Genomic DNA, 13,253 nt, shown 5'->3' on the forward strand with positions numbered 1-13,253 from the left:
TTGCCGAACTGCTCAAGCAACTCGGCCGGAATCGCCGGCAGAGCCGCCGGCTGGGCTTTCGGTTTGCGAGGCATAAATTCTCCTTGGGAGCATGTTATGCCTTAAACACAAAATTCCTGACAGGCCCCCTGATAGTCCTTGTTGACCGCATACACGTGCTTGAGCCAACCCGCAATCTGCTCCGGCGACCACTGTAATCGGAGCTTGCTTGCCACAACCTGGGCGAGTATCCGATTCCTGACCAGCTTACATGTCTTTGGGCGCCGTGCGCGGTCCCAGGCGAGCTCGTCGGCCTGGCTCGCTCGATAGTACTGCCTTCCGCCATTTCGCCGCACCTCGCGGCTGATAGTAGATGGCGCACGTCCTAACCGCGCCGCTATCGATCGAATCGACTGGCCTGCGACGACTGCGCGCGATATTTCCTCGCGTTCGGCAAGCGTCAAGGCAAGCTTGGAGCGGTGTCGAGGCGCTGGCTGTATTCCGCCAGTCCTGGCGAGAATCCCCTGAACAGAGGAATGGTGGCGATCGAACAGTTGGGCAATCTGATGAAGCGTGTCACCCTTGCGCCACCGCTCCCACATCAGTGCCTTTTGAGTCTCGGTGTAGTAAATCCTGCGCCGCTGTTTCATTTGCAACACCCTCCACTGCTTACGCAGCGTCTAGTGTGTTGCATTGACCGGTTGAATCCGCCTCAGTCAAAGGACATTCCGTCCGTTCATGACCGACCGATCACGTAGGAATACGAATTGATATGACCATACACTCAGACGATATTGGAGCGAAGCTGACCAGCGACGGCCCATGGCTGTAACTGACCGACGCGGTTCACGGGATGCATCGGCGATGCGGGCAATGACATGGCTCGCGTAGGCCTTAACCGATCCATATGTGCGTAGTATGTTGACGTCAACGGAACAGGACACCAGGTCGACCCGCTACTGGCCGGCTTCGGCTTGTGGCTGCGGGCACGCCAGAGAGCGAACATCGAGCGTGCGAAGGAGTAGGGGCGGACGCCACCGATCGCCTATGCTGGAAGCTCACGAGGAGCCGACTATGACGCCACATGACGTGATGATGATCTTCGAGCGGATGAACGCAGAGGGAAAGGCGGCCGCCGATCTGAACCATGCTTGTGCCGGATTCGCTGGCTGGTTGGCGGAGGCATGGAGTCGATTGAATGAGGATGAGATCGCAGTTCTGACGTCGATCGGCGCCTCGCTGTATCGCGAGGGGTATGCGAGGCGGTACTAGGCAGGCTCGGGGGCCAGCGTGAAGATATGGGCGGGGCGGACCGAAAGGGCGTATAAAGTCCGAATGACTATCCCCTCCGTTACCGCCGAGTCGGTCCTGGGCCTGTTCCGGCTCATTGCCGGGAGGGAGGAGCGCCGGACTTCCGGCGAGTCAGCAAGGATGGCGGCGCTCCTGGCTCTTGCCGAGCAGCTTGCACGCAACCATCGGGCAATGACAGAAGATGGTTGGGATACAGCCGTCCGTGTTGGCGGCCTGTTGTTGCAAGCGGAAATGATCAACAACGACGCTGACACGGTGGCGCTTGAGCTGCTAAGCCGGCTGCGGCAGCGGAAATGAAAAGCGCGTTCGAGCGTATAGCGAGTCGCCCCCTGTGGAGTGGCCAACATGTCGACACACCTGCTTCTTCTCTACAAGGGGTACGAACTTCATCCCCTCGTCTTCGCCCGTACATTCAGTCGCTTTGACGGACATTCCCGTTACGCCGAAGGGTATGACATCGCGGTACGGATATGCCGCCCGGGCGCGATAGCAACCTCCGCCGCGAGCCGTATTTTCAGGCTGGACCAATCGCATGCATACTCCGACTTTGGTATAGCAAGGCGTGCCGCCCGGCAGCAGGGAAAGGACATCATCGACGGAAAGGTGAGTGGAGCTTCGGTCATCGACATGTAGTTCGGTCAAACGCAGCGGTCGGCCACGACGACGCGAGAAGCTGAACGCACGCATTCTTCCTCACCGGTATCGCCACCATGCAAAGTGATCGCAATGCGATTCCGTACTACCTTGTCTTACGGACTGACTGTCCACCGTATGTTCTGAACGCTGACCGCCACGTGCTGCGCCGCGAGGCAAGCCCTCTCCTGCGAGCGTTCGCGAGAGCCCGCGGCGCGCCGACCTCGATCGCGGACGACGCATGGAGCGACTTTTCCGGCTCGGAATCCATTTCGCTCCTTGAGCGCACGGAGATGCGGGCCTATGCACTGGTTTGCGGGGCCGAAAGCGAACATCAACTCCGGTTACTTGCTGCTCTCTGACTGCACCAACCTGCGCATTCCTTGCGGACGGCGAGCTCAGCGGCCTATTCGAAACGAGGTCTGTTTGCGAAGGCATTCAGTCCGAAAAATCGTCGATGGCGGCGTGACTGGAGGTACGCACATCTTCGATCGATCAACCCGGGTGGGCATGGTTATGGCAGCCTCATGCCGAGCGGTAAATCAACCGCTATAGTCACGCCCCTCGTGAACACCTGTCGAGAAGTATCGATCACTTCCTGGATCTGCGTGATCTGCGCCACAATCTCGCGCCGTTCTACAGCCCGATGGGTTGGCCATCGGCTGATCCGGAGCTCATGACCCGCAGGTTGCGTTGTGGGCTACTGCTTCGGGATCCGGTCCGAGCGTCGTCCATGCGTCGTAGCGCAGCAGGCTTTTGGGTGGCCGCTCGACATTTGGAAGCAGCCTTTAGGCGCATCACCACTTGATTGACCGAAACGGCTCTAGCAGCCACTGCACGGCAACGTACCGACTTCCCCTTCCCACTCGCCCATCCTGTACTCAACACCCGTGCATCTGACCGCGATATCTGACCGCGATCCTGTTCGAGCGATCCGACTCGATGCGGCCCCTCGCTACGCGAGCACACCTCACTTCGGAGGATCTATGAAATATTATCCAAGCACATTACCCGATCGACACGACCAGGTGACCCGACAAAAGGACCGCGACGATCTGGCCCGAGCCGATATCGAACGGGCCGAAAAGCGTACCCGCGACTATGCCGGCATCGATTCCAATGCGAGCAAGTGGCGCTATTCCGATTCCGACCGTCAGGTGAAGTAGTGGTGCAGCGTTGCTCCCGATACCGCCAGAGGATGGCGCTCGCCCCTCGCGTTGTTGCGCGCCGATCCCGCATGACGCGTCGCGGACGTTCCGGGATCAGGTATACCGCCGCAGGCGTATCGAAAAATCGGCGATCGCGGTGACATCGCTTTGCTCCGCGTAGCGGCACCAATTTTGCAACTGGACCAGCAATTGTTCGCGCGATGCATGTGACCACGCCCATAGCTCGAGCAAAGCCTCATACCTCTCCACGTACACGCGTATTCGCCGGCTGGCATTGCGGCTCGTCAGCGCCTGCTGGTCGGGCTTGTCCCGATAGCCCCAGGCCTGGCGCAGCCACCGTTTCATACCAAGCACGAACGCGCGCTTGTCGTCGCGGCTCATGTCCTTGATGCGGCGCAGCTCCCACCGGCAGGCGCGCTCGAACATGCGCGCATAGGCGGCCATGACTTCATGTCGGTTGCGGATGATCGCTTGCAGCGTCGCGTCGTCGACCACGGCCTTGTTCGAGAGCAGGCGCGGCTTCGTTGCTACCCGCCGAATGGTCGCCAATCTCAATGCTGCCAGCAGGCGAATGTACAGCCAGCCGATGTCGAACTCGAACCATCGGTTCGACAGCCTGGCGGACGTCACGTACGCGTGGTGATTGTTATGCAACTCTTCTCCGCCGATCAGGATGCCCAGCGGGAAGAGGTTGGTGCTCGCATCGGACGTGGCGATATTCCGATAACCGCCGAAGTGGCCGCCACCATTGACCACGCCGCCGGCCCAGAACGGAATCCACATCATCTGGATCGCCCACGCCGACACGCCGGGCAGCCCGGACAGCCCGACGTCGATCACGGCCAGCAGCCCGACGCCGAGACTCGGATAGCGAGCATAGACGTGGGGTTCGAGCCAGTCGTCCGGCGTGCCCACCCCATACCCGGATCCGAACCTACCTGCATGAGATCGGATCCCTGGAGATCGTTCTCTAGCGTACCGACACACCCACCCCTGGGAACGACAATGATCGACGTCACATAGGAATCCGGAGTTGATCGTGGAATACCCCATCTTTATCACCCGACAGGAAGGCCCAGGCTATCGCGGATGGCTGCCGGATTTTCCCGGCTCGCACGTGGAGGGCCACACATACAGCGAGTTGGCAAACACCGCAAACGACCGGGTCAATGAACTGTATGACCAATGTGCGCGCCTAATTCCGTCCCCGACAACGGACATGGCGGCATTGCATGCGTCGTGCATCGACGACGGCGAGGGAATCTGGAGGTTCATTGATATCGCCCGGCCGACGTCGTGTTCGGTGCTGGTCTTGCTATGCCTCCCCAAGCAGCTCGTCGAAAAGATCGATGCAGTGGCGAAATCGCGCCATATGAGCCGCGAAGCGGTGGTGGCCGAGTGTACGGAAGGAATTGGCCACCCAGCGTTGCGGTCCTCCTGCCACGAACTTGTCTTGGCGTAGCTGCCGAACGCGACTCAGCGAATTCATCTGCCCGGGTTGCGTCGCTTCACCGATGCGGGAAAGTGATGCATGCGCCGTTTGTCGTCACAAGCGACGCGCCAAAGTAAAAAGCCGGCGCTTGGCCGGCTTCGAGTTCCGCCTTGCTGGGGCGGCTCCACGTTCTGTTTGAGAGCGAGGAGTTTTGCTACACATGCGCTATAGGTTCGGCAGAAAACCCATGCCCAGACGTTTCCTTGCATCGGAAATACGTTGCTTGGGTGTAACGGCTTTCCACGAATGGGCATGGCTTCTCTGCCGCTCCGGGTGAACCACGGGCATTCCATCGTCGGTCGCGCGTGCCTCCGCCTGTTCTTGTTGCTCGTCCTTCACATTTTTTTCCCATTTCGGGTAATCGTTCATCAACATGCTCCCTCCACAACCCCAGTTTCGTCATTGATTGGCTCGCGCCGCCCGAGTCGAGATAAAACTGCGCAAGCGATACGGATCGCGACGGCCCACTTCGATCACGGCGTTTACATCTCGATGAAGTCTGCGGCCGATCTGCAGTCTGTGCGTCATGTGTCAGCCTGCTCGTGCGAGCGTCTGAAGTCGGTACGCTGCCGTACGGGCGGGATGGCATGGATGCGGGTCTGGCATCAGCGCCGTTTCTCAAGGCGCTGCAAATCAGGGAGCAGGCGGTCGAATTCTCGCCTGACCACGCCGTAGCATTCGCACACGCGCTTCTCAAGCCCGGAGCGATCCAATACCTCGATGTGCCCATAGTTGTACCGGATCAACCCGGCATCCTGAAGTTTCAGCGCAGCTTCCGTCACGCCCGACCGGCGGACACCGAGCATGTTGGCGATCAGTTCCTGCGTCATTTTCAGTTCGCTCGATGGCAGGCGATCGAGGCTGAGCAGGAGCCACCGACAGAGCTGCTGATCGATCGAGTGATGTCGATTGCATACGGCTGTTTGCGCCATCTGTGTGATGAGCGCCTGGGTATAGCGTAGCAACAGCCGCTGCATCGAACCGCCTCGACGGAACTCGTCTTTCAGGATGCGCGCATCGAGTCGGTAAGCGTGTCCCGCGCTTTGGACGATCGCGCGGCTCGGGGTTGTTTCGCCCCCCATGAATAGCGCGATGCCGATCAACCCATCGTTGCCGACGATGGCAATTTCGGCTGAGGAACCGTCTTCCATCACGTACAACAGCGACACGATGGACGTCGTCGGAAAATAGACGTGACTGAGCGCACCACCCGACTCGTACAGCACCTTTCCCAACGGCATGTCGATCAGCACGAGCTGCGGCGAAATATGCGCCAGATCTTCTACCGGTAATGCTGCCAGCAGATGATTTTCGATCATGGATGGCTGACCCGACATATGTCACTCCTCCAGTGGCTGCAGCCTCTACCCAAGACGCCCCAACGACACGAAGCGTCATCGGCTTGAGACTCGAACTCGCGAAGCAGACCTTGCGTGAGAATCCTGGCGTCTTCGAGCGCGAGACCGTACTGCTCTCGATGTGATATCGTCCAGAATGACTTTCTGCGTGTATTCGATCATCCTAGCACTCCGGGTGAAATCGAACGGATGCGGTCGACTCCGGACAGGTCGACGGGAAGCTGGCAAGGACGATCCGGCGACATCGGACCAATATGCCCCGTCGATTATTACTACACGCGATGTTCGGGCAGCGAGCGATCCTTTCGGATATTCCCCCGCCAGGATCGATGCCTGGGCTTTCGCGTCAAGGCTGATTCTCGTACGGCGGAAATGCCGACAGGCGTGGATCGTCCACCGCGCCACCGACGGTGAAATGATACAGGGATTGCCAGGCATGATCCTTCGCGCCGAGCAATGCGTGCATTTCATCATCGAAAAAACAGCCGATCCCCGTCGCGCGTACTCCGGCGGCTTCTGCTTCGAGATAGAGCGCCTGGCCAAGCATGCCGCATTCCCAGAACAGATGGCGATAACGCCATGGTTGCTTCAACGCGATTTCGAATCTCGCGATCATCCCAAGCGCAAAGCAGGAATCAGCACCGATATCCTGGTGGCAGCAAATCAACTTTGCCGCCACGCGCAAATCGTAAGGCAGCAGAAAATAGAGCGGCAGATGGTCCGGCCCGATCTTTTGCCACAGCCATTCCGGACGCAGAGACCGCTTAAGATCCGGCAGTGCGCCCGGCGTTCTCACGAGCATATAGAGGCCCGGCTCCAGGCCGTCGACGCGGTGCACCAATAGCGCCGCATGCACTGCGGCCGGAGACATCAGCGCATTCCACGGCGGCGTGTCGGGATGTGTCAGCAGGCACGCCAGCATGCTGAAAAGAGCCGCGTCGCTGATGCGCGTCGTGCCATCGAAATTCACGGCGCTGCGACGCTGTCTGGCGATTCGGGCGAAGCTGAGATCGAGGGCTGGCGTCGCCGGCGCTGCACACTGCTCCGGGTTCGGCGAGGGTGATTCGCGAGTATGGGTCTTGTGTGTGGCGCGATGAATCGAATCGATGTCCAGCCACGTCACATGTCCCGAACTCAGTTGATTGGCGCGTCCGTGCCACTGTGCCCTGTCCAGAGCGATCAGCATGCGCTCGAGATCGGGCCGCGTGTCAGGGTTGCCGATCCAGAGCAAAAGATCCGGCGCCTCCGTTTCGGCATCCTTGAAATCTTCGCGGCGATCCACTCCAAGTAAGCCGGCCACTGCATCATCCGCAGCCGACTCCATCAACCGCGTCTGCCAGCCGAGCGCCGCGGCTGCGTAACTCATCGCAGCGATGACATGACCGCAATCCTGCTGGCAGTAGCGCCAGGCGCGCATGCCGTATTTCCACACCTCGCGCCAATGGATCGAGCTTATGCCGACCAGGACACCACTTTCCGAAAACGCCTCGGTCCATTGTGGCTCGTCCACCGCAGCGCGATGTTCAAGCGCATGATCCCGGCTCAGGTAGTGGTAGACGCCTGCGGACAAGCCGGGCAGAGCCGGACATAGAAGATAGCCCTCGGTCGGATGCAGATTTCCACTCGAAGGGTTGCAGCGCAGTGCCCACCGCTGGGCGCCATAGGATTTCCACGCCGACAGGCCGAGTGAGAGTTCGAACAGGATTGCCAGATGGGACAGATCGAATCCCTGCGCGGGCGGCAAGGTGCCGCAGCGTAACGCGTTGTAGCGCGTGGCCAGGGTGTCCGCGGCTAACGGCAGAGCAACGCGCGGTGCGCCGTGAAATACCCGAAACGGATCCGGCTGGGTTGTCCAGTCGAGCCCCCCAGGGCCAGGAGCGTAGAAGTTGAGACGGTGCTTGCTGCGTTCGTGATAATCAAGCAGCGCATGCTTTGACCGATCCATGCCCCCTCTCACCCCGGAATACCCGCACACGCGGCTAGCGCAGGTCAGAATGAAGGCGCACGTGGAGTGCGGGCGCAAACGGGGGCCACTCTCACGAGATCGTGTACCAGTTCTGGGAACCACCCTTGTAAAGGTCTCTGGCAAGTCCCAGAATCCGGTCGCGATTACGGTCGAAGGCCGCAAGCAAGGCGAGCTCGCCAGAACCCATGTGGGAGTTCAGTTTCGCCAGCATCGCATCGTCGACCAGAAAGGTAATCTCGCGAGAATTGTCGTAGCCCCAAAAGCATACACAGTGTCTGGAAGCGTCGTAGGTGCGACTGGGATTGGGAAAGTTGAGTGTCACGGCGCTATTCCCCATCTAACCCTCCTGACAGATATAACGCCACTTGCTCGCGTTGACATTGATGCGAGCGTCATTTTCGCGCCGCTTCTCGGCACGCTCGCTGTCCGCGCGCTTCAGTGCCGACGCGCGCGCCTTTTTCACGTCAGCGTAATCGCTGTGCCTGGCGGGCGTGGCTGGCTTCAGTTCGGTTTGCTTAGGCATGCCGGTTCCCAAAAAGAGAATTTCAAATTTCAGGACCGTCGCGGTGACTGAATTTCGTCGTCGCCCGCCCTATACGAGGACCGGACGACGACCCGCGGGCTTGCCGCCGACGGCATCTCTCGCGCACGGAACTGCCGGACCGAACCTCAGAGGGAGGCTCGGTTGACGCGCGAAGTTCGCAGCTTCGACGTTCGCGCGCAGGATCGTCGTGGTGAGCTTTCTGCTTGGCTGTGCGGACAGGGGGAAGCGTAAGGAGTCGGAGCAAAACCATCGGTCACGCACATCGAACCTCACGAGAATGCGCCCTATACCACGGCCACGCAAGCGCTATCTCGCGTCAAGGCCATGATCGCCACGATCCCCCCCAAGCAACACTACCGTCATCAACTTGCGCGTGACGGCCGCCAGCTAGCGCTTTTTCTCAGTTCCATCCCACGAACAGGCGACGCGCAGTACGCGCGGCGGCCTGTTCAGCGGGGCGGGCTGTTGATTTCCACCGAGTCTCAACCCACCGGGGATGCGGTCGTTTTCTTGGACTGATTTAGGTCGTTAACCCGAAGCTTTCACGGTACTCGATGGGGTTGAGATAGCCAAGAGATCGAGTCAACAGCTGACGATTTCTTCTCGTTAGCATGCTGCTGTTGCCCGATTGCTCGCCCCATAAGAGGACGGTTACTATCAGACCCGCTCCCGAAGGTACTGGATGCACTTTAGTCGTAGACCCAACCGATTCGTGAGCGCACCTCGCGAGTGGGTTGCCTGTTGATGTCCGCGCAGAACTGACCCACTAGAGCTGGAAATTTTCATCGAATTTTGACCCACGTGATTGAATGCCCTGCTCAATCTTTGAGCAGGGGATACAAAGGTGATCACGGTGGGTATATTGGCCAAGATCAGGCGGATGTATTTCCGCGAGAAGGTCCCGTTGCGCGAGATTGCGCGGCATACGGGCCTGTCCCGAAACACGGTGCGCCGCTGGCTGCGGCAGACTGATGCCGTCGAGCCGAAGTATCCGAAGCGCGTCAGCCCGAGCGTCATCGACGACTGGGCCGCACAGCTGACAGGTTGGCTGCGTGCCGACAGTCATCGCCCGAAGCGTGACCGGCGCACCGCCCGGTTCATGTTCGAGGCGATCCGCGCCGAGGGTTACGCCGGCAGCTACGGCCGGGTGAGCGCGTTCGTGAGGCGTTGGCACGAGGAGCAGGCTGAGGCGCCTCGCAGGCAGGCCTTCGTGCCGCTCGCCTTCGAACCCGGCGAAGCCTTCCAGTTTGACTGGAGCTGCGAATACGCTTTTATTGGCGGGCTGCGGCGACGCCTGGAGGTCGCCCACGTCAAACTTAACTCCAGCCGCGCGTTCTGGCTCGTCGCCTATCCCACACAGAGTCACGAGATGCTGTTCGATGCGCACGCCCGCGCGTTCGCCGCGTTCGGCGGCGTGCCGCGGCGCGGCATCTACGACAACATGAAGACCGCCGTGGACAAGGTTGCCGCCGCGCGGCGTTGCCCGATGCGCGGCATGCGGGACCGCGCACGCGATCGCCATGAACGCGATACCGCGCAGCAACCTTTCTGGAGCCTTGCGATCGTCATCGGGACAGGGGAATACCCTGTCTTTTTTTTCTGTTTCTGTTTTATGTATCATGACCTAACTTTTGCAACATGTACTAATTACAAAGATCGACGATTCCTTATCAGAAAAAGGACGATCGGCATGGAGACAGGCAGGACTGCGAATGGCGAACGTCGAGTGCCATGCGACCGATGGCTCGGCCGCATGCGGGCGCGGGTGTTCGCGAACCGGCTCGCGCATCGGGCTCGATGCCCGAGCCGGCGGCAGGGGAAGTTGCTTGAGGTTGTTCAGTCGTCAGATTCCGCGCGTGCGATATGCGCGTGCCGCCCAGGCGGCCGCCGCCCGCGTCATTTCAGGCTGTAACCCGGAAAGACATCATGTCCAGGAAGTCATCCCCCAACGGCGCGGCCAACCTGTCGCGCAGGCAGTGGCTCAAGGCCACGGGCGCCTCCGTCGCGATCGGCGGCCTTGCAATGAGCGCGTCGCGTGCGAGCGCCGATGCGGCGCCCGTACCGGGCGACGTGCTCGACGTCGCGATCGTCGGCGCCGGGCTGGCCGGCCTGACGGCCGCGCGCGACCTGCGCTACGCGGGCTGCGAATCCTTCGCGGTGCTCGAGGCGCGCGATCGCGTGGGCGGCCGCACGCTCAACTACGACGTGGGCGGCCGCTATGTGACGGAAGTTGGCGGCCAGTGGATCGGCCCGGGCCAGACGGCTGTCGCGGATCTCGCCCGCGAGCTGGAAGTCGGCACGTTCCCGAGCTATTACGCAGGCAAGACGGTCATTCTCGGCGGCGACGGGCGCGCCGAGATCGACCTGCAGGGCACGCTCGGCACCGACGAAGCCGTCGCGGCGAAGCTCGGCCGGCTGTCGCGCGACGTGCCGTCGGCCACGCCATGGACCTCGCAGAAGGCGGCCGAGCTCGACCGGCTGTCGGTCGGCGACTGGCTCGCGCAGCAGGGCATCCAACCCGAAGACCGGATGGGCTGGAACGCGTCGATCGCGCTGTCGGGCGGCGTCGCGCCGGCGAAGATGGGGCTGCTGCATTTCCTGTCGATGATCAATTCCGCCGATTGCGATTACGCGCAGCTCGACTCGATCAAGCACAGCGCGCAGGAAACCCGCTTCGTCGGCGGCTCGCAGGCCCTCAGCCTTCGGATGGCGCAGCAACTCGGCGACAAGGTGCGCCTGTCGGCACCGGTGCGCCGGATCGTCGGCTGGGATCGCGATGTCGTCACGCTGCAGACGGACCGCGGCACGGTGCGCGCGAGACAGGTCGTGATGGCGCTCCACCCGGCACTGTGTCACCGGATGCAGTTCGATCCGCCTCTGCCGGCGCCGCGCGCGGCACTGCAACGTGCGTGGCCCGCGCATTCCCCGGCGCGCAAGACGGCGATGGTCTATCGCCGGCCGTTCTGGCGCGACAAGGGGCTGAACGGCCACATCTTCCAGACCAATGGGCCGATCTTCTGGGCCTACGACAATTCGCCGCCCGGCGGCGAGATCGGCGTGATCAACGCGTTCGTCAAGAACGCGATGCTGCCGTCGGACCCGCAGGCGGCGAAGCAGATGCTCGCCGAGCTCTACGCGCAGGCGTGGGGTGCCGACGCGCTGCAGCCGGTGTCGTACCACGATCGTGACTGGGGGCTCGCCGACCCGTGGACGATCACGTGCGTTTCCGCGATTCCGCCCGGATTCTGGACCGCACACGGCGACGCGCTGCGCACGCCGTGCGGCAACCTGATCTGGTCGGGCACCGAGACCGCGAACATCTGGGCCGGCTACATGGACGGCGCCGTCCGCTCGGGTCACCAGGCCGCGCTTCAGGCGCTCAACAAACTGCGCCGCGCGTAGGAGACCGGAAATGAAGAAACGTATCGTGCTGCTCGCCGTGCTCGTGGTCGCCGGCGCGCTTCTGGCCGTCTACGGCCCGACGCTGCTCGGCTTCTATCGCCTGCAGCGCCATATCGACGAGACGGCACAGGCCGACGAGGCCGACGGCGGCCCGTGGCCGCGCACGACCGACGTGTGCATGGGCTGCCACGGCGTGAAGGGCTCGTCGCTGAACGACGCGTATCCGAGCCTCGCCGGCCAGCCCGCGCAGTACGTGGCCGCGCAGCTTCACGCGTTCGCGAGCGGACAACGCGCGAACCCGACGATGGGGCCGCTCGCGATGACGATGAGCGAAGCCGAGATCGCGCGTGTGGCCGGCTACTACGCGAAGCAGGCGCCGTTCGCGAACCGCTATTTCAAACCGGATGCGCGACTGCGCGCGAAGGGCGAGCAGCTCGTGACGGGCGGCGCGTGCGTCGCTTGCCACGGCGCGCGACTGACGGGCCAGGCGCAGTTTCCGCGGCTCGCCGGGCAGGGGTACGACTACCTGCGCGTGCAACTCGACGCGTTCGCGAACGGCACGCGCAGCGAGGCGACCGGCACGATGCAGCGCGTCGCGCAGGCGATGTCGGCGGACGATCGGGCGGCGGTGGCCACCTATCTCGCGAGCGTCAGCCCGGTCACACAGTGAATCAACGGTAGCAATCGACCTCCGGAGTTCGAACCATGGATCACAGATCACTTGTACTTTGTCTTTCCAGCGCGACGCTGGCGGCGACGACCGGCCTGTACGGCCTCAAGTTCGTCCGCAAGCGCAATTTCCTGCTCGGCTTCGAGTGGTGGATCGTGACGATCTCCGCATCCAATGCGGTGATCTTCTTCGCGACCGAATTACCGGTGTCGTACGCCATTTCGCACTTCCTCGACGCGTTCTCGCGCGGATTCGGGATGCCGGTGATCGCGGTCGCCGGTCTGATGGCCGTCACGCACGGCTACCGGCCGTCGATGCGGCAGGACGTGACGCTGTTCGTGCTCGCGACGCTCGGGACGATCGCGCTCGTGGCCGGCGTGTTGCAGAACGCGCTGCCGTACTTCTATGTGGCGATGTGGACGCTGATGTCGATCTATCTCGCCGGCTTCGTGCTGCGGCTCGCGCGTGCCGGCCACGTGTTCCATGCGCTGACGACGACGATCGCGCTCGTCGCTTCGCAGGCGATCGCGTGCATCTACGATTTCTACAAGATCCCGGGCGAGGAAACCAACGTGGTGTTCAATTTCTACGTGCTTGCGCTGCTGGCCTGGTCGTACCTGACCGTCACGCTCTATTACGCGTATGGCGCATTGGAGCGCGACGCCGGACGCGGCAAGGTGAACGCGAACGTATTGTCGTATCCGAAATGAATAGTCGTACGGAGGAAGA

14 protein-coding genes and 5 pseudogenes are annotated in these 13,253 nt (G+C 61.7%); 12 read left to right on the plus strand and 7 right to left on the minus strand.

Features of this window, described 5'->3' with window-relative positions:
* Positions 1–131 precede the first annotated feature (131 nt).
* Positions 132–629 (minus strand): annotated as a pseudogene (locus CFB50_RS18270) (transposase); the annotation flags it as partial.
* A 309-nt stretch (positions 630–938) separates the two neighbouring features.
* Here CFB50_RS18270 and CFB50_RS40025 point away from each other — a divergent pair.
* The 7 genes and pseudogenes from CFB50_RS40025 to CFB50_RS18300 all read left to right on the plus strand — a co-directional run.
* Positions 939–1,001: pseudogene (locus CFB50_RS40025) on the plus strand (SOS response-associated peptidase family protein); the annotation flags it as partial.
* A 52-nt stretch (positions 1,002–1,053) separates the two neighbouring features.
* Positions 1,054–1,251, plus strand: coding sequence for a hypothetical protein (locus CFB50_RS18275; protein WP_089448355.1), 198 nt, complete (start codon positions 1,054–1,056; stop codon positions 1,249–1,251).
* Positions 1,252–1,314: 63 nt separating this feature from the next.
* Positions 1,315–1,587 (plus strand): hypothetical protein, encoded by a 273-nt coding sequence (locus CFB50_RS18280; RefSeq protein WP_089446786.1) that lies wholly within the window; start codon positions 1,315–1,317, stop codon positions 1,585–1,587.
* A 48-nt stretch (positions 1,588–1,635) separates the two neighbouring features.
* Positions 1,636–1,923 carry a hypothetical protein gene (locus tag CFB50_RS18285; protein WP_009907030.1) on the plus strand — a complete coding sequence of 96 codons (288 nt, stop codon included), beginning with the start codon at positions 1,636–1,638 and terminating at the stop codon, positions 1,921–1,923.
* 77 nt (positions 1,924–2,000) lie between these two features.
* Entirely contained in the window at positions 2,001–2,285 is a 285-nt protein-coding gene (locus CFB50_RS40430) for a hypothetical protein (protein ID WP_012339009.1), read from the plus strand.
* 179 nt (positions 2,286–2,464) lie between these two features.
* Positions 2,465–2,687 (plus strand): annotated as a pseudogene (locus tag CFB50_RS40030) (IS5/IS1182 family transposase); the annotation flags it as partial.
* A gap of 222 nt (positions 2,688–2,909) precedes the next feature.
* A complete protein-coding gene (locus CFB50_RS18300; protein ID WP_029227485.1) occupies positions 2,910–3,089 on the plus strand; it encodes a hypothetical protein in 180 nt (59 codons plus the stop codon).
* Between the two features lie 96 nt (positions 3,090–3,185).
* Here CFB50_RS18300 and CFB50_RS18305 read toward each other — a convergent pair.
* Positions 3,186–4,013, minus strand: a pseudogene (locus CFB50_RS18305) (DesA/ISL3 alpha bundle tail domain-containing protein); the annotation flags it as partial.
* Between the two features lie 118 nt (positions 4,014–4,131).
* Here CFB50_RS18305 and CFB50_RS18310 point away from each other — a divergent pair.
* Positions 4,132–4,554 carry a type II toxin-antitoxin system HicB family antitoxin gene (locus CFB50_RS18310; protein ID WP_089448356.1) on the plus strand — a complete coding sequence of 141 codons (423 nt, stop codon included), beginning with the start codon at positions 4,132–4,134 and terminating at the stop codon, positions 4,552–4,554.
* 195 nt (positions 4,555–4,749) lie between these two features.
* Here CFB50_RS18310 and CFB50_RS18315 read toward each other — a convergent pair whose 3' ends face one another.
* The 5 genes from CFB50_RS18315 to CFB50_RS18335 all read right to left on the minus strand — a co-directional run bounded on the left by CFB50_RS18315 (position 4,750) and on the right by CFB50_RS18335 (position 8,431).
* Positions 4,750–4,959 (minus strand): hypothetical protein, encoded by a 210-nt coding sequence (locus CFB50_RS18315; protein WP_226217510.1) that lies wholly within the window; start codon positions 4,957–4,959, stop codon positions 4,750–4,752.
* A gap of 230 nt (positions 4,960–5,189) precedes the next feature.
* Positions 5,190–5,921, minus strand: a complete 732-nt coding sequence (locus CFB50_RS18320; protein WP_089446787.1) for a Crp/Fnr family transcriptional regulator — start codon at positions 5,919–5,921, stop codon at positions 5,190–5,192.
* Between the two features lie 367 nt (positions 5,922–6,288).
* Positions 6,289–7,887, minus strand: a complete 1,599-nt coding sequence (locus tag CFB50_RS18325; protein ID WP_089448357.1) for a SagB/ThcOx family dehydrogenase — start codon at positions 7,885–7,887, stop codon at positions 6,289–6,291.
* Positions 7,888–7,978: 91 nt separating this feature from the next.
* Positions 7,979–8,245 (minus strand): DUF1488 domain-containing protein, encoded by a 267-nt coding sequence (locus CFB50_RS18330; protein ID WP_009907020.1) that lies wholly within the window; start codon positions 8,243–8,245, stop codon positions 7,979–7,981.
* Positions 8,246–8,431 carry a hypothetical protein gene (locus CFB50_RS18335; protein WP_034175064.1) on the minus strand — a complete coding sequence of 62 codons (186 nt, stop codon included), beginning with the start codon at positions 8,429–8,431 and terminating at the stop codon, positions 8,246–8,248.
* 874 nt (positions 8,432–9,305) lie between these two features.
* On the opposite strand from CFB50_RS18335, the pseudogene istA reads away from it, so the two are divergent.
* The 4 genes and pseudogenes from istA to CFB50_RS18355 all read left to right on the plus strand — a co-directional run.
* Positions 9,306–9,929: pseudogene (istA, locus tag CFB50_RS18340) on the plus strand (IS21 family transposase); the annotation flags it as partial.
* Between the two features lie 449 nt (positions 9,930–10,378).
* Positions 10,379–11,854: a flavin monoamine oxidase family protein gene (locus CFB50_RS18345; RefSeq protein WP_069250408.1), complete on the plus strand. Its 1,476-nt coding sequence runs from the start codon at positions 10,379–10,381 to the stop codon at positions 11,852–11,854.
* Positions 11,855–11,864: 10 nt separating this feature from the next.
* Positions 11,865–12,524 (plus strand): c-type cytochrome, encoded by a 660-nt coding sequence (locus CFB50_RS18350; protein ID WP_069250409.1) that lies wholly within the window; start codon positions 11,865–11,867, stop codon positions 12,522–12,524.
* 35 nt (positions 12,525–12,559) lie between these two features.
* Positions 12,560–13,234 carry a hypothetical protein gene (locus CFB50_RS18355; RefSeq protein WP_069250410.1) on the plus strand — a complete coding sequence of 225 codons (675 nt, stop codon included), beginning with the start codon at positions 12,560–12,562 and terminating at the stop codon, positions 13,232–13,234.
* Positions 13,235–13,253 lie beyond the last annotated feature (19 nt).

Source organism: Burkholderia sp. AU33423 (assembly GCF_002223135.1).
GTDB lineage: Bacteria > Pseudomonadota > Gammaproteobacteria > Burkholderiales > Burkholderiaceae > Burkholderia > Burkholderia lata_D.